Source organism: Streptomyces sp. G7(2002) (genome assembly GCF_028870195.1).
GTDB lineage: Bacteria > Actinomycetota > Actinomycetes > Streptomycetales > Streptomycetaceae > Streptomyces > Streptomyces nigrescens.
This window is the reverse complement of the sequence record NZ_CP102609.1, coordinates 862,540-885,762: the sequence shown is the minus strand read 5'-3', so window position 1 is coordinate 885,762 and position 23,223 is coordinate 862,540. Positions and strand designations below refer to the sequence as shown.

Sequence of the window (23,223 nt, the reverse complement as noted above, 5' to 3'; positions counted from 1 at the left end):
ACCGCGCGGCTTCTGGTGTCCGGATGGCAGCTCGGCGATTCGGTACTGACCGGCTTCGAAGGACGCTGGGCCGTGCGGGCGGGCCTGGTCATGACCGCGGTCGTCGTCCACGCCGCCCCAGGGCGGGCGGGCGAGCCCGGCGCCCGGTGCCGCGGCACCGGCAGCGCCGTGACCGGCCGCCGCGGCACGGCCGGCGTGGACCGGAGCGGTCCGGGCACGGTGCGGGAGACCGCTCCCCGCGGCACACCGCGCAGAAGCCCTGCGGCCGGGACGTCACTTCGCGGTACTTCCGGGGCCGAAGAACCGGCCGAGGCCCCGCCGCCCGGACACCCCGACCTTGCGGTACACGGATGTCAGATGCTGCTCGACGGTGCGCTGGGTCACGAACAGCTCCTCGGCGATCTCCCGGTTGGTGCCACCGGCCGCGGCCATCCGCGCCACCTGGGCCTCGCTCGGGGTCAGCGACTCCACACCGCTCGATGTGACCCTGCGGGGACGGGCGCCGGTGGCCAGCAGCGCGTCATTGGCCTGGGCATGCAGCTGGGCCGCGCCGAGCGCATACGCAAGATCGAGCCCTTGACGCAGCGTCTCCCGCGCCGCCTCCGTGCGTCCGCACGCATGGAGGGTGGAGCCGTAGTCGACCAGCGTACGGGCCCGCTCGAGCCGCGCCGGAGAGCCGTCGAGGGCGGACAGCGCCTCCTCCAGCACGCCCAGCTTCCGTGCGCCGCTCTCCGTCGTTGCGAGGAGCCGCAGACCGGCGCCCAGCGCATCGGTCAGCTTCCCCTTCCGGGCTCGTTCCACGGCGTCCTCCGCGAGCTCCCGGGCAGCCGCCGGCGCGCCCAGGGCGAGGTGGGCACGGCCGGCCCAGAACCACCAGGACGACACGGCAGGACTCGTCCGCGTCCACAGGTGCTGCCGTCTGCCGGCCTCCAGGAGGTCCTCCAGCGCCCCCTTCGGATCCTGGTGGGTGAGCCGTAGCCGTCCCCTCGCGCACAGGAACTCGTTCCACTGCCAGGTGTCCAGGCTCGTCGAAGGGAAGGCCTGCGCGGCCGCCGCATCGGCGCCGGCGAGATCACCGGAGTCGATCAACGCATGGATCTGGGTCGCGACGGGCAGCGCCAGCGTGCGGCCCCAATGGCGGGGCGGCACCACGTTCAGTGCCGACCGCGTGGCCGCCAGCGCCTCGGACAGCGCCCCCAGTCGGTACTGCGCCTCGGCTCGCAGCGCCTGGCACAGGCCGTGCAGCAGCAGCCGCTGGCTCTGCCGGGTGATGCCCATGACCCGCTGGTAGGCGGCATCCGCCTCGTCCGGCAGTCCCGCGTACAGCAGCGCCGTCGCCGCCGTGGTCAGGAAGAACGGCGAGTCGACACCGGGCACGCTGCTCTCCAGCACCCGGCGGGCCGCGGCGGCCGACTCCTGCGCCCGGACCGCGCGCACCGAGCAGAGGCCGGCCCCCGCGGCGATCAGGGCCCGCTCACCGGGGGTGTCACCGGGCCGGCTGATGTCGAACGGATACTCCTGCAAGGTCACTGTGAAGCTCGTCAGGTCCTCGGCCGACGCCATCAGCCGCTGCCCCTCCAGAAGGCGCTGCAGATCGGCGTCGCGGACCGTCGGCGCCTCCTCGGAGAGCAGCCGCACCGCCTGGAGGGACTGCCCACTGCGGATCAGGCCGCTGGCCAGCGAGCTGAGCAGACGGAAGCGCAGCGGTGGCTCATGCACATGCTCCAGCGCCGCCTGCAGATGCCGGACACTCGCCTGCGGGTCCACGCCCGCCTCGGCCAGACCCAGCTCCACGAGGACCGGCGTGTCCTCGGGCGTGGGCCCCTCCGGGGGCAGACAGTGCCGCAGCAGATCCACCGCCAGTGCCGGGGCACCGCGGAACGACGCCTCCCGGGCGGCCTCCCGCAGCACGGTCACCGCCCAGTCCTCGGTGGCCGGCAGGGGAGTCATCAGCAGATGGCCGGCCACCTGCTCGGCACGCGCCCCCGCGTCCAGCAGCAGGCGGGCAGCGTGTCGGTGCGCCTGCGCGAGCTGTTCGGGTGGCAGGTCCGCCACGATGACTTCCCTGATCAGCCCGTGATTGAAGGACCATCTCCGGCCGTCGTCGACCTCCGAGACCAGTCCGTTGGACCGCAGCGCCCGCATCGCGGCGGAGTGCGTCGCGTCATCCAGCCCGGCCAGCCGTGCGCACACCTCCGGCAGAGCATCGTCGCCCATCACGGCCAGTGCGCGGGCCGCCGCCGCGGCGGACTCGGGCTGTTGCTGCAGGACCGACCGGACCGCTTCGTGGAAGAAGGCACCGTCGTGCGCGGTGACGTACGGCAGACCCTCGACGGTCGGCGGCCGGCCGCCGAGCCGCAGGACGCTCAGCAGGGAGTGGACGAGCAGGGGGTTGCCGCCGGTGATCGCCAGACAGGCTTCGTGGAACTCGTCGTCCGCCTCGTGGCCGAAGACGGTCTTCACCAGATGTCCGACACCTTGGTGGGTCAGCGGACCGGGTCGCAGCACCCGGCAGAGCGGCTGGCCCGCGATGTCACTGAGGAGTGCGGCGTCCGTCGCTTCGTCGCCGGTGCGCTGGGACAGCACCAGCAGGACGGGAAGGCCTTCGATCCGGCGCGCGAGGTGGGTCAGGAAGCGCAGGGACGCCATGTCGGCGCAGTGCGCATCGTCGACCACGATCACGAGCGGCGCCTCCGCCGCCAGATTGCAGGTGAACCAGTACAGCCCGTGCAGCACGGCGTACGACATGTCCTCGGTGGGGAGCAGGGCGTCGCCCGGCAGCTTCTCACCGCTGAGCGCCTGCGCGGCGGTACGGGCACTGCCGCTCAGCAGCCGGGTGAGCTGCGGTTCGTCGAGGGTGGCCAGCAGCGGTTCGAAGAGCTGGCGCACGACGCCGAACGGGAAGTCATGCTCCAGAGCGTCGCAGCGGGCCGTCAGCACATACAGACCGTCGGCAGGGAGCGCGGACACCAGCCTGTCCAGCAGCAGACTCTTCCCGATGCCGACGACGCCCTCCAGGAGCGCGATACCGCCTGATCCGGCGCGGGCGTCCTGCACGAGAGCGGTGAGGGAGGACATCTCCTCCTCGCGATTGGCGAGCGTCAACCGGTCCCGCCGGCATTCGAACGCCTCGGTGTATATCCCGTCGGTCATCGGGAGTCTCCTCTGCACGCACTGGCACCCGGCACGGTCGTTCCGGGCAGTCCGCCGCGGGCAGGGACACAGCATGCGGGCGGCCGTCGGCCGCCGTCCGGTCCGCTCCCGCGCAGGCTCCGCGTGGTACGCGGCGGCGTCCGTGCGCAGGGGAATGCTGCCTGTCCATTGCTGTCTCCTTGCCCTCTCCCCGTGGGGGCGCTCTCTCCAGCTTCTCCTATGTGCAGTGAACCGGAGACCTCCGGGGGTACCCGGGAGGCGAAGCTTCGGCGAAGACATCTCCCCGGGGGCGATATGGGCGCTGCGCCGGAGCACGACCACGCGACACCGCCGCACACGCAACATCGCCGCACCACGCGACACCGGCTCCGTGAGGAGAGGGGGACCGTCCTCACGGAGCCGGTTTGCGTGGTGCGGCGAAGGGGTGTCCCATCGGGGACGGCCGCTGTCCTGACGGTCGATCTGCAGCCCTATGAAGCCCGGGAGTTCGTCAGGCCCGGCACGGTCCGGGCGCCCGGGGTGGCCGACGGTGTGCGAGGTGCCGTGGCCTCGGGGCGGGCGGCTGTCGAGCGCCGTCGGGGGTCCGTCCGGCGGCCGCGGCTGCGCCGGCTGTCGGCGTCCTTCACGAACTCGGGGAGGACCCTGGGCGGCCAACTGCCGATGGTGAGCATCCCCATGGAGTGGGCCCGGGCGACCAACGCGGCGCGGTTGGGTGCCTTGAGCCGACGCAGCATCAGGCCGACGTGATACTCCACGCCTTGCCTACTGAGGTAGAGCCGGGCGGCCAGCTGCACCGTGGAGGCGCCGCTGGCGACGCCTTCGAGGATCTGTGCGTCGAGCTCGGTGAGCAGCTGCCTGCGGCCGGCCGGCGCGTCCTCCTGGCCGGTGAGCGAGGCCGACGCGTCGTCGGGCCGGACGACCACGACGAACGACGGAGCCTGTTCCGACTCGCTCCGCACCGCTATGCCGGTCAGTTCGCCCGAGAACGGCACCTCCTCGCCCCGGATCCCCACCATCCGTTCCACGAATCGTGTGCGTTGCCCCTCGGCCAGGCGGGCGAAGTGCCGGTTCAGCAGTCCGGGAGCGCTGGGGTGCAGAAGCGAGTAGAGGCTGCGTCCACAGGTTTCGGCGGAGTCCTGGCCGAACAGCCGGAAGAACTCCGCGTCGGCGGCCGTGATCGCCAGCGACTCATTGAGGCTCGCCATACATGCCTGTTGGTGGTCGAGCGGGCGCCGTCCCGCCCCGAGGGCGGGTTGGTCGGGCGCACGCGGGGTGTGGGGGGTCTGGGGGTGAGGGGGCGCCGCCGGCGGCATCGGGTCGGCGTATTGCTGGGATGTCAAGGGAGCTACCGTCTTTCTGCGGTCGACGCACCGGGAAATCCGACCGTCGAATGAGGCATTGGTCGTCCTCGCTCCATCCGTCCAAGGAGCGAAGTGCCTTTCTTGCATTGGTATTCCGCTGTTCAGACCCTAGGAACGCCGCATCCCGGGAGTCAACGCGACATGTGGCAAATAGCCAAACACTGTGGTGTCCCGGTGCGGTGGTTCGGTATCAATACGGTGCGGTAGCAATAACTCTTTGTCATGGCGGGATTGTTGAGAGAGGCCGGCGTCGCCATGCGACGCCGGCCTCTACTGCGGATGAGGGCGTGGAGTCAGTAAGGCGCCGCCGGGCCTGGCGAGTTGGGGGGCTCCCGGTCGAGTTCTCGCAATGCAGCGGAGAGATGCACTCGCCCTGGAATTGACATCTTGCGGTAGCAATTCGTCAGATGCTTTTCCACGGCACGGCACGTGATGTTCAGCTCGTTGGCGATCTTCTGGTTCGTCATCCCCGAGGTGGCCAGCTCGGCGACCTTCCGCTCCGCGGGGGTCAGTTGACCGCGTGCGCTCTCCGGGTCCGGTGGTGCCTCGGCGAGCAGCTCCTCCGCTCGCCGGGCCAGCCAGGGGGTGTCGCACTCGACCGCCTCCGCGTAGGCCCGGCGCAGCGCCGCGCGGCCATGGGCCTCGGCCGGTCCGAGGCGCTCGCCGAGGTCCAGCAGGGCCTGGCACAGCTCGAAGCGGTTGGCGGACAGTTGCAGTACGTCCACGGCCTCTCTCAGCACGTCGGTGCTGCCCGGGCCCTCGACCATGTGGCTGTACACGCGCAGCGCCCGGCCGAGCGGCCCCGGCGCCCCCCAGGCACGGGCCCATTCCACCTCCAGCGCACTCAGCTCCCTGGCCTGCTCGCGCTCGCCGAGGTGGAGGCGCAGAAATGCGGCGGCCGAGGCCCAGGGGAGCAGTGCCGGGTTGTGCCATCCGCACTGCTCAAGACGCCGTCCGGCGTCGAGGAAGTAGCCCAGCGCCGAGTCCAGGTCGCCCTTCCGCGCCGCGCTCTGCCCCTTCAGCATGGCCAGTCCGGACCACACATACGGCTCCTCCTCCGCCCGGTACTTGATGGCGAGCAGCCGGTCGGCGAGCTGGTGGTCCCCGGTGAGGATCGCGCACGTGGCGAGGGTCATCGACGACAGGGTGAAGACTTCCTCGTGCTTCGCCCCGGCGAGTTCGAAGGCGGCGAGCGCCTGCTTCTTGGCCACCGTCAGACGGCCGCGCGCCAGCGAGACGAGTGCCTGTTCGGTGCCGATCAGCGCCTGCTCCACGCGCGTCTGCCGCCCCACCGCGTTCTGCTGGACCGCGTCGAGCCAGGAACTCAGCTCCTCGACGGCGTCCGCGGCCACGAGGCTGGCCACCACCAGCGGCATGGTGGTGTGCACATGCGCGGGCAGGGCCGGTTCGCGCTCCAGGACACGCTTCGCGAGCTGTGCCACCTCATGGGCAGGCAGCGCGTTGGAGAACGTCGCGGCACCGATCAGCGGGGCGAGCAGCTCCCGCTCGGCCACGGTGCCGGTCTTCGGCTCGGGACCCAGAGCGACGAGACGGGCCACGGAGCCGGCCAGCTTCTCCGGATCCGGCAGCGTCGACTGCCGGATACGGGCCTCCAGGCGCAGCGCCAGCTCCCGTTCCGGTCCGTGCAGCCGGTCCTCGGGCCCCAGCGCGTCCGCCGCCTCCTGCAGCAGCTCGTGGACGGGCAGCAGGGTCGAGGAGAACGCGCTGGGCGCAAGCCGCACCACGGCCTGCGCGCGCCGTACGGGGCCGTCGCACAGCAGGACGGCCTGGGCGATGTGCCGCACGGAGGTGTACGGGGCGAAGCTGCGTTCCGACGTGGCCAGGTCGACCAGCAGTTCCGCCCTTTCCGCGTCCGGTGAACTGCCCATCAGGGCGCGTCGCAGATAGCGTGCGGCGACCTCGGGTGCGCCCCTGCCCTGCGCGGCGCGGGCCGCCGCGCGCAGCACCTCGGTGGCCCATGTGTAGGTCGGTGCGGTGAGGGCCATCAGATGCCTCGCCACCTGCTCGGGAGGCCGGCCGGACCGGTGCAGCAGCTCGGCCGCCAGCGCATGCATGGCGGTCCGTTCCTCCAGGGGTATGCCCTCCGCCACGGCTTCCTGCACGAGGGCGTGCACGTACCGGGGATGCTGTTCGCCGGTCGTCAGACCGAGATCCGTCAGCTTCCGCAGGGCATGGTCCCGCCCGGTGGAGTCCACCTCGGCCAGCTTGCTCAGCAGCTCCGGGTTCATGTCGTCCCCGAGCACGGCCATGGCCCGGGCAATCCTCCTGACCTGCTCCGCTTGCGCGTCCAGGCGCAGCAGCAGCCGGTGTTGCAGTGCGGCGGGCCGGAGTGCGGCGGCAGCCTCCGCGTTGTCCGCGACGGGCTGGAGGTCCCGGTGCGCGGCATCCGCCAGAAGGCAGTTGAGGATCAGGGGATTGCCGCCGGTGGCCCGGTGGCAGGCCGCGGCGAACACCCCGTCCGCTGCTTCGCCGTGATACCGGTGGATCAGCGCGTGAGTGTCCTGCCAAGCGAGGTTTCCCGGGCGCAGGATGTGCGTGGCGTGTTCGATGACCCCCTGGACCGCCGGATGTCCGGCAAGGTCGTCACCCTCGCGGACGGCACACACCAGCAGCACCGGCAGGCCGGCGAGCCGCCCGCTCAGGTGCCGCAGCCATTGGAGGGTGGCCAGGTCCGCCCACTGCAGTTCGTCGACGAGCAGCAGAACGGGCTGGTCGCGGGCCATGTTCTCGATGAGCGCGGTGAGGCTGTCCAGAACGGGCTGTGCAGGCACCGCACCGGCGGGCCGGCAGGCGTCGAGCGCGCTGCGCGCATGACTCGCGCTCCCCGCGGTCCATCGCGCCATCGCCTCCGGCGAAGCGTGCCGTAGCGCCGGTTCCAGGAGCTGGCGGGCCGCCCCCAGGGGGAAGTCCCGCTCCATCGGAGCCGCGTTCACCCGCAGGTGCAGGGCTCCCCGCGCCGCGCGGAGGGCGCCGATGCCGTCGAGGAGTGCTGATTTACCGACCCCCAACGGACCGGTGACCAGCACCAGAGCACCTCGCCCGCTTCCGAGGGCGGTGGCTGCCAGGTCGAGTTCCACCTCGCGGTCCAGCAACATCAGGTTCAGATCCCTTCAGACCGCGAGCTGTTGTGCAGCGGCGTGTGCCGAGGGTGTCGCACACTGTCCGGACAAGCGGGGAGCGGTACCGGGTATCTCCCGAACGCACCGCCGTCGGTGCTCGGCGCACAGGGCGCGTACTGCTACGGACATGCCGCCATGGGTGGCACCGGCGGAGGGGCAGGAAGCGCAAAAATCCGGCTGGGCAGTGCGGTCGAGGCAGCCTGTCGGGTTTCTGCCGCTTACGCCGAGCGCCCGGCGTGTATTGCAGCGAGCTGGTTTCTGTTGCTTCCTGTCGGCGCTCACCTTCCAACGGCAGTGTGATTCACAGGTATTTCGTCGTTCTCCGTGTTCAAGGTTGCCACATCGTTCTGTGAACCCCGCTCAGGGCCGCTGCATGATGCGCTGGGGCAGCAATCGATGGGAGTCCTCGCCGATCTCCGAAGGGCCGCAAGGAAATACTCGGCGGTAGCATCTCCGGGGAAAGGGATTTGACTGTGACAGGTATCCGTCATGAAATTTCTTGCGGGAGTCCGGGTTCGGTGCGGCTCCGAGCGGCGCAGGCACAGTGGATCGCACGGTGACGGCAAAGCAGGAATTCGCGGAGCGGCTGCCGAGTCGTAACGGTGTGACCAATGTACGCACGCATCTCAGGTGCACTGCGAGGTTCTTGAGGAGAATCTGAGGCTTCTCCTTATCCGGGGCCCACGGCTTGTGGCCGGGGGGAAGGCGTGTCGGTCCGGCCGCCGCATGGGGTGAACGGGCAGCCGGATCCGAACCCCTCCCTCATGCCTGTCCGCCTGTCTGACAAGTTCACGAGGCATCGTCGAACCCCAGGTGAGAGGTGTCAACCGGACCAACGGCCCTATCTGCGCCGCGGAAGGTCACGGATCGCATCGACGCAGGTCGTGGCCGGTTCCATGCCCCGGCGGTGATCGAGTTCGGCCACTCTTCTAGGGAAATACATAGAAGTGACCCATGGCCGTTGACGCCTCTCGCGCCGCGACCACAGGATGCGGGGCATGGCCGACCTGGACAGCGGGACAGCACGGGACAGCAGGGGCACCCTCCCGGTGCGTCAATGCGGAGGGAGGCCGTGCTGAGCGACCTGCGGGGCGCCATCGAACGAGGGGCGGCACGGAACGCCGGTCGCGAACGCGTCAGTTCCGGCTACGGGAGCGTCCTCATCCCCGCGACCAGGGTCCTGGCCTGCACATTCAGATAGTGACTGTACTTCAGCAGTTCATCTGCCTGACATAGCGTCACCCATCGGAAGTCCTCGGGCACCTCGGTCGGGAAGCCCTCGTCCACCTCGACGATCAGGTAGCGACTGCGGGCATGGCGGAAGCGGCCGCCCTCCTCCGACAGCACGGCATCGAACAGCGTCCGCTCCGGACCGCGGTCCAGCACGGCATCGAGATACCGGGGACGGTCCGCGGCAGGAAGATGGGCATAGCTCTCCGGAGTGCACTGCACAGTGGGCCCGAGCTCCACCACATCGAGGAAGCCCGGCTCGACCCGTGCGCTCAGCAGCGCATGCGGCACCCCGCCGATCCGCTTCACCAGCAGCGCGGCAATCCCCAGCCCGTGCGGTTCGAGCAGCGGCTGTGACCAGGCCGGGACCTCACGCCGGTGCGAGCTCACATCTACGGCGACGATGCTGAAGAAGAGCCCGCTCTCATGCGAGATGGCCTCGTCCGAGCGGCGCCAGCCCGCTGCCTCGCGCAGCGGCAGCGGCTCGGTGGTGATCTCGTGCCGGGCCCGTCGCGTCGTGACCCAGCTGCGGATCTCCGTATCGGAGTGCAGGCCGGCATTGGCCGTCGACGAACCCGCGCGCCAGTCGGGGATGCAGGACAGCACCGTACGGGCATCCATGTTCACCAGATCGGGATGGCGCAGCAGCGCACCGAGCTGGCCCAGCGTGACCCAGCAGAAGTCCTCGCCCGCCTCGACCTCGGGGCCCACCTCGACCACCATGTTGCGGTTGCGCTTGCGGAAGAACCACGACCCCTGCTCGGACTGGAGCACATCGGCCAGCACCCGGCGCGGATCGGGGTCGATGAAGCAGTCCATGTACGGCACGGCGGAACCGCCGTGCACCCGGGTGTAGTTGCTCTTGGTGGCCTGCACCGTGGGGGAGAGCTGCACCCCGTTGATGTTCCCCGGCTCCGGCTTGGCCTGCATCAGACAGTGCAGCACCCCGTCGATCTCGCGGACCGCGATGCCCAGCACACCGATCTCCGGCTGGTGGATGATCGGCTGGCACCACTCGCGGACCGGCCCGTAGTCGGAGCGGACCCGGATGCCCTCGATGGAGAAGAAGCGCCCGCTGTCATGCCGCAGATTCCCGCTTCCGGGAGCGAAGTTCCAGCCCCGCAGTTCCTCGAAGGCTATACGGCTGACCTTCAGCGCATGGGTACGCTGCCGCTCCTCGAACCACGCGTGGAACGCCTCGTTGCTCATCACCCCGCCGTCGGTGGCGAGCGCGGAGGCGGCCAGCCGGGAGGACAGTGCCACCGCCCGCCGGGAAGACAGTGCGGGGCCGGATGACCGCGACGGCTCCACTGTGCTGTCCAAATGCATTGCTGCACCCCTCCATGCTGATGTGTGTACGGCACCGGACGGCCGCCCTTTCCCCGCACAGCCTGCATCGGGGATTCCTGGCATTCACCTAGTTCTCCGCGCCTTGCCCCCGATGGCCGGGCGGGGCGGCCAGGGCACCGAAGCACCTGGGAATGGGGTTGCGGGGTCCGCTGCCGAAGGCTTGCGGCAGGCGGTCGCGCACTGCTGCGGAAGCCCTGCTCAGGGCGGTACGGAAGGACCTTCCGCCGCGCCTAGGAGTTCCCCTAGAGGTGGCCTTCGGCCCACCTTTGGGAGCCCGCCGCTGTGGAACGGTGAACGCAAGCCGGTGCCGCTTCGCGTAGGGAGTGCGATTGATGAACGGGTCGGAATCCGCGGGCTCCACGATTCCCTCGCCACACGGCGAGCCGATCGCGGTCATCGGCCTTTCCTGCCGCCTGCCCGGGGCCGCCGACCCCGACGCCCTCTGGCAACTCCTCCGCGACGGCAGAAGCGCCGTCACCGAGGCGCCGGCCGACCGCTGGACCGCCGAACTCCTGGCGCAGTCAGGGGTGTCCGAGCCGGCCCGGGGCGGCTTCCTCGACGAAGTCGCGTCCTTCGACGCCGCCTTCTTCGGCCTCTCACCGCGCGAGGCGCAATCGATGGACCCGCAGCAGAGGCTCGCCCTCGAACTCGGCTGGGAGGCCCTGGAGAACGCCCGCATCCGCCCCGAACGGCTCAACGGCCACCGGACCGGGGTGTACATCGGAGCCACCGTCGAGGACTACGCCGTACTCGTACACCAGCAGGGCCCCGCGGCACTCGACCACCACACTCCGACCGGCCTCAACCGCGGACTCATCGCCAACCGCATCTCCTACCACCTCGGTCTGCGCGGCCCCAGCATGACCCTGGACACCGCTCAGTCCTCGTCGCTCGTCGCGGTCCAGGCCGCATGCGACAGCCTGCGTCGCGGAGACTGCCACACCGCCCTGGCCGGCGGGGTGCACCTCAATCTCGCCCCCGAAAGCACCATCGCCATGTCCCGCTTCGGCGCACTCAGCCCGAGCGGCCTCTGCTACACCTTCGACGCCCGTGCCGATGGGTTCGTACGCGGCGAGGGAGGCGGCCTCGTCGTCCTCAAGCCGCTGGCCAGGGCACTGGCGGACGGTGACCATGTCCACTGCGTGATCCGCGGCGGAGCGGTCAACAACGATGGCGGCGGGCCCGGACTCACGACCCCGAACGCCGCCGCGCAGGAAGAGGTGGTGCGCCTGGCCTGCGAACGTGCCGGCATCCACCCCGGCGACATCGGCTATGTGGAGCTGCACGGCACCGGCACCAAGGTCGGCGACCCCATCGAGGCGGCGGCACTCGGCGCCGCTCTCGGCACCGACCCACGACGGAGCACCCCGCTGCCGGTGGGTTCGGTCAAGTCGAACATCGGCCACCTGGAAGGCGCCGCAGGAATCGCGGGACTGCTGAAGGTGGTGCTGTGCGTGGAGCACGGACACCTCGTGCCGAGCCTGAACTTCACCACACCCCACCCCGGCATTCCGCTCGACGCACTGAACCTGCGGGTACAGACGGAGTCTTGTGCATGGACGGCGCAGGAGGGCCGTCAACTCATCGCGGGTGTCTCGTCGTTCGGCATGGGCGGCACGAATGCGCATGTGATCGTCGAGCGGGCGGAGGAGCCCGAAGGTGCTGGGCCGGCTGACGTAGCGGCCTGTGCTCCGGCGTCGGGTGTGGGTGTGGGTGTGGGTGTGGTGGTGCCGTGGGTGCTGTCGGGTCGTTCTGCGGGTGCGTTGGCGGGGCAGGCGGAGCGGTTGATGTCGCGGGTGGCGGGTGCCGGCTGGTCGCCGGTTGATGTGGGTTGGTCGTTGGTGGCGTCGCGGTCGTCGTTCGAGCACCGGGCGGTCATCGTCGGGGCGGAGACCGGCGAACTGACCTCCGGGGCGCGCGCGGTGGCGGAGGAACGCCCCGATGCCGCAGTGACACTCGGCGAAGTGTCCGACCGCTCCGGCGGGCCGGTGTTTGTCTTCCCGGGGCAGGGGTCGCAGTGGCTGGGCATGGCGGTGGAGTTGCTGGATTCCTCGCCGGTGTTCGCTGAGCGGTTGGCGGAGTGTGAGGCGGCGTTGGAGCCGTTCACCGACTGGTCGTTGAGTGGTGTGCTGCGTGGGGCTGAGGGCGCACCGGGACCGGACCGGGTGGATGTGGTGCAGCCGGTGTTGTGGGCGGTGATGGTGTCGTTGGCGGAGGTCTGGCGCGCCCATGGAGTGGAGCCATCGGCGGTCATCGGCCACAGCCAGGGGGAGATCGCCGCGGCCTGTGTCGCCGGGGCGCTGAGTTTGGCGGACGGCGCCCGGATCGTGGCGCTGCGCAGCAAGGCGATCCGTGCCCTGTCGGGTCGTGGCGGCATGGTGTCGGTGGCGTTGCCCCGGCCCGAGACGGAGGAGCTGATCAAGGCATGGAACGGTCGGGTCTCGGTTGCGGCGGTCAATGGTCCGTCGTCGGTGGTGGTGTCCGGTGATGGTGATGTTCTGGGCCGGTTGGTGGCGGAGTGCCGGGAGCGTGGGGTGCGTGCGCGGCGGGTCGAGGTGGACTACGCCTCGCACTCGGCGCATGTGGAGTCGATCGAGGAGACGCTGAGGGAGGCCCTGGCGCCCATTACGCCGCGGGCTTCTTCCGTGCCGTTGTTGTCGACGGTGACGGGGGAGTGGCTGGACACGGCGGAGATGGATGCCGGGTATTGGTATGCGAATGTGCGGCGGACCGTGGAGTTCGCGCCTGCCGTCGAAGCCCTCCTCGCAGCCGGCCACCGCACGTTCGTGGAGGTCAGCCCGCATCCGGTGCTGACGATGCCGGTGCAGGAGACGGTTGAGGACGCGGATGCCGAGGCGGTGGTGGTGGGCACGCTGCGCCGTGGTGAGGGCGGGCTCGCCCGGTTCTACCTCTCACTGGGCGAGCTGTACGTGAACGGTGTGGACGTCGACTGGTCCCCGGCCTTCGCCGCCCATCGCCCCCAGCTCGTGGATCTGCCCACCTACGCCTTCCAGCGCGAGCGGCACTGGATCGAGCACACCGCCGAGCACACCGCCGAGCGCCCCCGCCGGACCGCTTCCCCTGAGCCGAGCCGGCCCGCCGATGCCACGTTCGCCGGCCCCGGGACGAGCCGGCCGACGCTCGATGTCGTACGGGGCAACGCTGCGGCAGTGCTCGGCCATCGGGAGCCCTCCGCGATCGACGCGGGCCGGACCTTCAAGGATCTGGGCTTCGACTCGGTCACCTCAGAGGAGCTGCGCCATCGGCTGAACCGGGTGCTCACGGTTCGGCTGCCGTCCACGGCGCTGTACAACCATCCTTCTCCCGCTCGGCTGGCCCGCCATCTCGACGCGGAATTCCTGGGCGCCAGCAACGCCGTGGAACCAGCGCACCGCCCGGCCATCGACCCCGATGAGCCGATCGCCATCGTCGCGATGGCCTGCCGCTACCCCGGTGGCGTACGGTCGCCCGAAGATCTCTGGCAGGTGCTGAGGGACCGAGTGGACGCGGTGTCGCCGTTCCCCACCGACCGGGGCTGGAACACCGACGGCCTGTACGACCCGAACCCCGAACGTTCGGGCACCAGTTACGTACGCGAGGGCGGTTTCCTGGATGCCGCGTCCTTCGACGCCGGGTTCTTCGGGATCTCGCCGCGCGAGGCCCTGGCGATGGACCCGCAGCAGAGGCTTCTCCTGGAGACCTCCTGGGAGGCGCTGGAACGGGCAGGTATCGACCCGGCGGGAATCCGCGGCAGTCTCACGGGTGTATTCGTCGGCGCCATGGCACAGGAGTACGGCCCCCGTCTCCACCAGGCGAGCCACCAGGTCGAGGGGCATGTCCTGACCGGGACGACCACGAGCGTCGCCTCCGGACGCATCGCCTACACGCTCGGTCTCGAAGGACCGGCCATCAGCGTGGACACGGCGTGCTCGTCATCCCTGGTGGCGCTGCATCTGGCGGCGCAGGCGCTGCGCGCAGGAGAGTGCACACTCGCGCTCGCCGGTGGGGCGACGGTGATGTCCCGGCCGGGAATGTTTGTGGAGTTCAGCCGGCAGCGGGGGCTCGCGCCCGACGGACGGTGCAAGCCGTTCGCCGCCGCCGCCGACGGCACGGCCTGGGGCGAGGGCGCCGGGATCCTGCTGCTGGAACGCCTGTCGGACGCCCGGCGCAACGGCCACCCGGTGCTGGCCGTGATGCGCGGCAGCGCCACCAATCAGGACGGCGCCTCGAACGGCCTCAGCGCCCCCAACGGGCCCTCGCAGGAGCGCGTGATCCGGGCCGCGCTCGCCGCTGCCGGGCTGCAGCCGTCCGAGGTCGACGCGGTCGAGGCGCACGGTACCGGGACGGCCCTCGGCGACCCCATCGAGGCCCAGGCGCTGCTCGCCACATACGGCAGTGACCGCGACGAGGACCGGCCGCTGTGGCTCGGCTCGCTCAAGTCCAACATCGGGCACACCCAGGCCGCCGCCGGGGTCGCGGGGGTCATCAAGGTGGTGCTCGCGCTGCAGCACGGCGTCCTGCCGGAAACCCTGCACCTCGATGCACCGTCCCCGCATGTGGACTGGTCGGCAGGCACGGTTCGCCTGCTCACCGCGGCGCAGCCGTGGGAGGAGAACGGGCAGGTGCGCCGGGCCGGTGTCTCGTCGTTCGGCATCAGCGGCACCAACGCGCATGTGATCGTGGAACAGCGTCCGCCGGAAGCCCCGCACGGGCCGGGCGGCGACGAAGAGCAGGGCGGCGACGAGGAGCAAAGCGGCGACGAGGAACAGGGCGGCGCGGGAAACGGGGACGGCGGGAGCGCTGACCAGCCGGTCGTGCCATGGGTCGTGCACGGCCGGACCCCCGACGCACTGCGCGCACAGGCAGCCGCGCTCGCCACGCATCTCGCCTCCCTCCCCGACGCCGCACCGTACGACGTGGCGCACTCCCTGCTCACGACCCGCACGGCACTGGAACACCGAGCGGTGCTCATCGGCGCCGACCGCGCCGCGCTGCTCACGGAGCTGCACGCCGTGACCAACGAGGACCCCGGCCCCCATACCGCCACCGGCTCCGTCCCCATCGCGCCCAAGCCAGGCGCAGTGTTCGTGTTCCCGGGTCAGGGGTCGCAGTGGCTGGGGATGGCGGTGGAGTTGTTGGATTCCTCGCCGGTGTTTGCGGGTCGGTTGGCGGAGTGTGGGGCGGCGTTGGAGCCGTTCACCGACTGGTCGTTGAGTGGTGTGTTGCGTGGGGTGGAGGGCGCGCCGGGTCTGGACCGGGTGGATGTGGTGCAGCCGGTGTTGTGGGCGGTGATGGTGTCGTTGGCGGAGGTCTGGCGCGCCCATGGTGTGGAGCCGTCGGCGGTCGTCGGTCACAGCCAGGGGGAGATCGCCGCGGCCTGCGTGGCCGGGGCGTTGAGCTTGGAGGACGGCGCCCGGGTGGTGGCGCTGCGCAGCAAGGCGATCCGTGCGTTGTCGGGGCGTGGCGGGATGGTGTCGGTGGCGCTGTCCTCGTCCGAGGTGTCGGACCTGATCAAGCCGTGGGGCGGTCGGGTTTCGGTTGCGGCGGTCAATGGCCCGTCGTCCGTGGTGGTCTCCGGTGACGCAGATGCGCTCGACGAGCTGATGGACAGGTGTCGGGAGCGCGGGGTGCGGGCTCGTCGGATCGAGGTGGATTACGCCTCGCATTCGGCTCATGTGGAGTCGATCCGCGAGGAGTTGCTTGAGGTCCTGGCGCCGGTCGCACCCCGGGAGTCGTCCGTGCCGTTGTTTTCGACGGTGAGGAGGCAACGGCTGGACACGGGGGAGATGGACGCCAGCTACTGGTATGCGAACCTGCGGCGGACCGTGGAGTTCGCGCCCGCCGTTGCGGCCCTCGTCGCGGCCGGTCACCGCACATTCGTGGAGGTCAGCCCGCATCCCGTGCTCACCGTGCCGCTTCAGGAAACCGTCGAGGACGCGGGCGCGGATGCGGTGGTGACGGGCACTCTCCGCCGGGACGACGGAGGCCTCGCCCGGCTCTACACCTCACTTGCTGAGCTGTATGCGCACGGTGTCGATGTCGACTGGTCCCCCGTGTTCGCCGACCGGCGCCCGCACCGGGTGGAGCTGCCGACGTATGCATTCCAGCGGCAGCGCTTCTGGCTGGAGCCGGATGCCCCGGCCGTGGCCGTATCCCCTGAGGAAGAGGCGTTCTGGACGGCCGTCGGGGACCAGGACGCAGAAGCGCTGGTGGGCACGCTCGGGCTGCCCGGCGTCGAGACCCTGAACGAGGTGCTTCCTGCGCTGTCGTCGTGGCACCGGAGTCGGCGGCAGCGCGACACGGCGGACGGCTGGCGCTATCGCATTGTGTGGCGGCCCCTCACCGAGCCGGCCGCCCGGCAACTCGACGGCAGCTGGCTCGTGGTGGTTCCGGACGGGTACGAGGACGATGTGCTGGTGCAGGGCGTCCGGAAAGCGTTGGAGGAAGCGGGCGCGCACACACACTCACTGACGGTGGACGACGGCGCCGAGCTCGCGGATCTGCTGCGCGCCGAGTCCGTTCCGTACGCCGGAGTGCTGTCACTCCTGGCCCTGGATGAACGGCCGGACCGTACTCACCCCTGTGTTCCCACCGGTCTTTCGCTCACCCTCGCACTGCTCCAGGCACTCGGAGACGCCGGGATCGGCGCCCCGCTGTGGTGCGTCACCCGAGGTGCGGTCGCCACCGGCAGCTCCACCGGCGAGGACGGTGCGCCGGTGAATCCCGACCAGGCCGGCGTCTGGGGGCTCGGCCGGGTCGCCGCGCTGGAGCACCCGGAGCGCTGGGGTGGCCTCATCGACATGCCCGGCCAGGCCGCTGGTCAGCCGGCGGTGGACGGCCGGCCAGCGGCGCTGGTGGCGCGGATCCTGGCAGCCGGTGACGACGAGGACCAGCTCGCTGTCCGCGGGGACGCCCTGTTCGGGCGGCGGCTGATTCCCGCACCGGTCGCCGGTGTGACGCCGCGGCGCTCCTGGCGCCCCCGCGGCACCGTCCTCGTCACCGGCGGCACCGGAGCGCTGGGCGCCCATATCGCCTGTTGGCTCGCTGCCCATGGCGCGGAACATCTCGTCCTCACCGGCCGCCGTGGCGCCGATGTCCCCGGCGTGGCCGCACTGTGCTCCGAACTCCGTGACCAGGGCGTCGAGGTCACCGTGGCGGGCTGCGACATCGGCGACCAGCAGGCGGTGGCGGACCTCGTGCGGCAGATCGAGCAGGACGGGGAACCGGTGCGGGCCGTGGTGCACGCCGCCGGTGTCAGCGCCCTCGGCTCGCTGGCGGCGGCCGGACCGGCAGACCTCGCGGCGGCGCTCGCGGGCAAGGTCGCCGGAGCCGACCATCTGTCCTCCGCACTCGATCCCGCACAACTCGACGCCGTCGTCTACTTCTCCTCCATCTCCGGCACCTGGGGAGTGGCCGATCACGGCGCGTACGCCGCCGCCAACGCGCTCCTCGACGCCCGTGCCGAACGCAGGCGGGTCGACGGGCTGCCGGTACTGTCGGTCGCCTGGGGCCCCTGGGCCGGCGGCGGCATGATCGCCGACTCGATTCACGAGCTACTGCGGCGTCGCGGAGTGCCCGTCATCGACCCGGACACCGCCCTCACCGCGCTCCAGCAGGGGCTCGACCACGACGAGACCTCGATCGCGGTCGCCGACGTGGACTGGCGGCGCTTCAACAGCGTCTTCACCTCGGTACGGCCCAGCCGCCTGCTCACGGAGATCCCGCAACTCGCGGCGGACGAGGACGGAGACGGACCCGGAGCCGACGGCAGCGGGACCGAGCGCGGCTCCGCCCGGTCGCCGCTCGCCGAGAAGCTGACCGGAGTCGATGTCCGGCAGCGCACCGCAGCACTGATGGATCTCGTCCGCGAACAGGTCGCCTCCGTGCTCGGTCACGACAAGACGGCCCCCGTGGACTCCGAACGCCCCTTCAAGGAGCTGGGCTTCGACTCGCTGACTGCCGTCGAGCTGCGCAACCGCCTGAGCCGGGCCACTGGCCTGCGGCTGCCCAGGACCGTCGTGTTCGACCATCCCAGCCCGGCAGCGCTCGCCGGCTACGTCGAGGCCCAACTGACCGGCGGGAAGGAACCCGCCGCGAAGCCGGCCACGTCGCCCGCCCTCGTGCCGCTCCCCGCGGACGACGACCCGATCGCCGTCGTGTCCATGGCCTGCCGTTATCCGGGGGGCGTGCAGTCGCCCGAGGACCTGTGGCGGCTGGTCCGGGACGGCGTCGACGCGATGTCCGCCTTCCCCACCGACCGCGGATGGGACCTGGACGGCATCTACGACCCCGATGCCGACCAGCCGGGCAGCAGCTACGTCCGGGAATCCGGATTCCTGGGCGACGCGGGTGACTTCGACGCCGAGTTCTTCGGGATCTCGCCGCGCGAGGCCCTGGCCATGGATCCGCAGCAGCGGCTTCTCCTGGAGACCTCGTGGGAGGTCTTCGAGCGTGCGGGCATCGACCCCAAGTCCCTGCGGGGCAGCGGGACCGGTGTCTATATGGGCGTCACCGACCAGGAGTACGGGAACCGCCTGCGCATGGCGGCCGCCGAGCAGATCGAGGGATATCTCGCGACCGGAGCGGCCGCGAGCGTCGCATCCGGCCGGGTCGCCTACACGCTCGGCCTGGAAGGTCCAGCCGTCACGGTCGACACGGCGTGCTCGTCGTCTCTGGTCGCCTTGCACATGGCGGTGCGAGCACTCCGCTCGGGGGAGTGCTCGCTCGCCGTAGCGGGAGCCGCGATGGTCATGGCTGATCCCGGACCGTTCCTCGGCTTCAGCCGGCAGCGGGGGCTGGCGCGGGACGGACGGTGCAAGCCGTTCTCGGCGGCGGCCGACGGCTTCGCACTCTCCGAGGGCGTCGGCGTACTGCTGGTGGAACGCCTCTCGGACGCCCGCCGCAACGGGCACCCGGTTATGGCGGTCGTCCGCGGGACGGCGATCAACCAGGACGGTGCGTCCAACGGCCTCACCGCACCCAACGGTCCCTCCCAGCAGCGGGTGATCCGGGCCGCGCTCGCCGATGCCCGACTGTCGGCCGGTGAGGTGGATGCCGTGGAGGCGCACGGTACGGGCACGTCGTTGGGCGATCCGATCGAGGCGCAGGCGCTGCTCGCCACGTACGGGCAGGAGCGGGAGGCGGACCGTCCGCTGTGGCTCGGCTCGGTCAAGTCGAACATCGGGCACACCCAGACCGTTTCCGGCGTGGCCGGTGTCATGAAGATGGTGCTCGCCATGCGGCACGCCGAGTTGCCGGCGACCCTGCATGTGGACGAACCGTCGCCGCATGTGGAGTGGTCGTCGGGTGCGGTGGAGCTGCTGACCGAGGCTCGGCCGTGGACGGCTGAAGAGGACCGTCCGCGCCGTGCCGGTATCTCGTCCTTCGGCATCAGCGGGACCAATGCGCATGTGATCGTCGAACAGGCGAAGTTGGCTGATGGAGGGGAGTCTCCTTCGTCGTCTTCGGCTTCCGGTGTGGGTGTGGTGGTGCCGTGGGTGGTGTCCGGGCGTTCTGCTGATGCGTTGGTGGCGCAGGCGGAGCGGTTGGCGTCGCGGGTGACGGGTGCCGGCTGGTCGCCGGTTGATGTGGGTTGGTCGTTGGTGGCTTCGCGGTCGTCGTTCGAGCACCGGGCGGTCGTCGTGGGCTCGGAGACCGATGAACTGGCCGAAAAGCTGAGGCAGTTGAGCCCCACGACTGCGGTGGGTGACCCGGGCAGGGCGGTGTTCGTCTTCCCGGGTCAGGGGTCGCAGTGGGTCGGTATGGCGATGGAGTTGCTGGATTCTTCGCCGGTGTTTGCGGGTCGGTTGGCGGAGTGTGAGGCGGCGTTGGAGCCGTTCACGGACTGGTCGCTGACTGCGGTGTTGCGTGGGGATGAGGGGGCGCCGGGTCTGGACCGGGTGGATGTGGTGCAGCCCGTTTTGTGGGCCGTGATGGTGTCGCTGGCGGAGGTTTGGCGGGCTCATGGAGTAGAGCCTGCGGCGGTTGTGGGGCACAGCCAGGGGGAGATCGCCGCGGCCTGCGTCGCAGGCGCCCTGAGCCTGGAGGATGGCGCCCGGGTGGTGGCGCTGCGCAGTAAGGCGATCCGTGCGTTGTCGGGCCGTGGCGGGATGGTGTCGGTGGCGCTGTCCTCGTCCGAGGTGTCGGACCTGATCGAGCCGTGGGGTGGTCGGGTTTCGGTGGCGGCGGTCAACGGCCCGTCGTCCGTGGTGGTCAGTGGGGATGCGGACGCGCTCGATGAGCTGATGGACGGGTGCAAGGAGCGCGAGGTCCGTGCGCGTCGCATCGAGGTGGACTACGCCTCGCATTCCGCCCATGTGGAGTCGATCGAGGAGACGCTGAGGGAGGTCCTGACGCCGGTCGCGCCCCGGAAGTCGTCCGTACCGCTGTTCTCCACGGTGACGGGGGAGTGGCTGGACACGGCGGAGATGGAAGCCGGGTACTGGTTCACCAACCTGCGGCGGACGGTGGAGTTCGCGCCCGCCATCGAAGCCCTCATCGCGGCCGGCCACCGCACCTTCGTGGAGGTCAGCCCGCATCCCGTACTCACCGTGCCACTTCAGGAAACCGTCGAGGCTGTGGGCGTGGAGGCGGTGGTGACGGGCACGCTGCGTCGTGACGACGGTGGTCTGTCGCGGCTCTACACCTCGCTCGGCGAGCTGTTCGTACACGGCGTGGACGTGGACTGGTCCCCGGCGTTTGCCGCGCATCGTCCGCAGCTCGTGGACCTGCCCACCTACGCCTTCCAGCGCCGCCGCTACTGGCTGGAGTCGGGGCGGTCGTCGGTGGCCGGTGCGGTCGATCCGGTGGATGCGCGGTTCTGGGACACGGTGGAGCGTGCGGATCTGGAGGGGCTGGCGGCGACGTTGGGTCTGGCGGATCCGGGGGCTTTGCGTGAGGTGTTGCCGGCGTTGTCGTCGTGGCGACAGGGCCGGCAGCGGCGGAGCACGGTCGACGGCTGGCGCTACCGGATCGTCTGGCGACCCCAACCCGAGCCGGAGGAAGCCGAGTTGGCCGGGCGCTGGTTGATCGTTGTGCCCGCCGGCCACCTGGACGATGACCTCGTGCAGGCGACCTCTCATGGTCTTGGCGACCGGGCCCGCATCATGCCCGTATCGGCCGCTGCCGACCGTGCGGAACTGGCGGCGCAGCTGGCGGCGCTGCGCGGAGATGCTGATGCCCCGCTGCATGTGGTGTCGCTGCTCGCGCTGGACGACCGGGACGCCGGCGGCCACCGGGGAGTGCCCAGCAGTCTGCTCAGCACTCTGGCCCTCACCCAGGCACTCGCCGACTCGGAGGTGAAGGCCCGCCTCTGGGCGGTCACCCAGGGAGCCGTCTCCACCGACGCCGCAGGGGGACTGGAAACCCAACAGGCGTCCGACCCGATACGCAACCCCGGCCAGGCTGCCCTCTGGGGTCTGGCCCGGGTCTTCGGCCTCGATCACCGTGAGCGCTGGGGCGGCCTGATCGATCTGCCGGGGACCCTGGACGAGCACGCGCTGCGCCGTTTCCTGGCCCTGCTCGGCGGTGACGGCGGCAGCCAGGACGAGTATGCCGTCCGCTCTTCCGGCGTCCATGTCCGGCGTATGGTGCGCGCACCCCTCGCCCCGTCGGCCGTGGCCGAGCCGTGGCAGCCGCGCGGCACGGTTCTCATCACCGGGGGCACCGGAGCCCTCGGCGCCCATGTGGCGCGGGCGCTCGCGGCCGGCGGTGCGGAGCACGTGGTACTCGCCGGCAGGCGCGGCCCGGACGCCCCCGGTGCATCCGAGTTGTCCGCCGAGCTGACCGCCCTCGGTACGCGCGTCACCGTGGCCGCATGCGATGTGACCGACCGGGCCGCGGTGGCCAAGCTGCTGGACTCGTTCACCGACGAGGCTCCGCTGACCGCCGTCGTGCACACCGCGGGCGTCGTCGGCGAGGCCCGTCCACTGGGCGAGACTTCCCTCGATGACGCCATGGCCGCCGTACACGCCAAGGTTTCCGGTGCCTGTCACCTCGACGAGTTGCTGGCGGATCACCCGCTGGACGCCTTCGTACTGTTCTCCTCCGGCGCCGGAGTGTGGGGCAACGGCGGCCAGGGACCCTACGCGGCGGCCAACGCCGCTCTTGACGCACTCGCCGAATGGCGCCGGGCACAGGGCCGCCCGGCCACCTCCATCGCCTGGGGTGCCTGGGCCGGAGGCGGCATGGTCGACGAGGCCGTGGCCGAGCAGCTGCGCCGCCGTGGTGTCCCCGCAATGGATCCCGGCCTGGCCGTACATGCGCTGCGGGAAGCCGTCGACCACGGGGAGACCACCCTCGTCGTCGCCGACATCCGATGGGACCGCTTCCTCCCCGCCTACACGGTGAGCGGGCCCCGTCCGCTTCTGGACGAGCTGCCGGACGTACGGCAACTGCTCGCCGGTCAGAAGGAGGAGCAGGCGGACGAGGCCGGTGAGAAGGGTTCGGAGCTGCCGGGCAGGCTGGCCGCGCTTCCGGAGGCCAAGCGCAAACGCATGCTCCTGGACCTCGTCCGCACCCATGCGTCCGCCGTACTGGGGCTCTCCTCGACCGACGCGGTCAGGCCCGCCCGGGCCTTCCGTGAGCTGGGCTTCGACTCACTGACCGGAGTGGAGCTGCGCAACCGGCTCAATGCGGTCACCGCGCTCATGCTCCCCGCCACTCTGGTCTTCGACCACCCCACACCGACCGCGCTCGCCGAGTATCTGCGGGACGAACTCCTGCCCCGGGAACCGCAACCGGAACCGCAGCTGGAACCGGAAGCAGGGGGAGGAACCCACGTGCTCCATGAACTGAAACAGGTCGCGAGCGCACTGCAAGCGGCCGGCGACGACGACACCCGGCGGGCGCTCACCGAGGGACTGCGCGGTCTGCTCGCCCAATGGGAAGGCCAGGCGCCACCACCGGCGACCGTCGATGACGAACTCGCGGAAGCGAGCGATGAGGACATGTTCGACCTGATCGACAGGGAACTCGGGACCGGCTGATCC

5 protein-coding genes are annotated in these 23,223 nt (G+C 70.7%); 1 reads left to right on the top strand and 4 read right to left on the bottom strand.

Features of this window, described 5'->3' with window-relative positions:
- Window positions 1-273: 273 nt before the first annotated feature.
- The 4 genes from NUT86_RS03415 to NUT86_RS03400 all read right to left on the bottom strand — a co-directional run bounded on the left by NUT86_RS03415 (window position 274) and on the right by NUT86_RS03400 (window position 10,207).
- On the bottom strand, window positions 274-3,153 hold the full coding sequence (locus NUT86_RS03415) for a helix-turn-helix transcriptional regulator (protein WP_159491357.1): 2,880 nt from the start codon (window positions 3,151-3,153) through the stop codon (window positions 274-276).
- A gap of 470 nt (window positions 3,154-3,623) precedes the next feature.
- Window positions 3,624-4,493: a helix-turn-helix transcriptional regulator gene (locus NUT86_RS03410; RefSeq protein WP_229838389.1), complete on the bottom strand. Its 870-nt coding sequence runs from the start codon at window positions 4,491-4,493 to the stop codon at window positions 3,624-3,626.
- A 314-nt stretch (window positions 4,494-4,807) separates the two neighbouring features.
- Window positions 4,808-7,630: a helix-turn-helix transcriptional regulator gene (locus NUT86_RS03405; protein WP_274733305.1), complete on the bottom strand. Its 2,823-nt coding sequence runs from the start codon at window positions 7,628-7,630 to the stop codon at window positions 4,808-4,810.
- Between the two features lie 1,170 nt (window positions 7,631-8,800).
- Entirely contained in the window at window positions 8,801-10,207 is a 1,407-nt protein-coding gene (locus NUT86_RS03400) for an NDP-hexose 2,3-dehydratase family protein (protein ID WP_274740367.1), read from the bottom strand.
- 359 nt (window positions 10,208-10,566) lie between these two features.
- On the opposite strand from NUT86_RS03400, the gene NUT86_RS03395 reads away from it, so the two are divergent.
- Window positions 10,567-23,220 (top strand): type I polyketide synthase, encoded by a 12,654-nt coding sequence (locus NUT86_RS03395; RefSeq protein WP_274733303.1) that lies wholly within the window; start codon window positions 10,567-10,569, stop codon window positions 23,218-23,220.
- The last annotated feature ends 3 nt before the right edge of the window (window positions 23,221-23,223 follow it).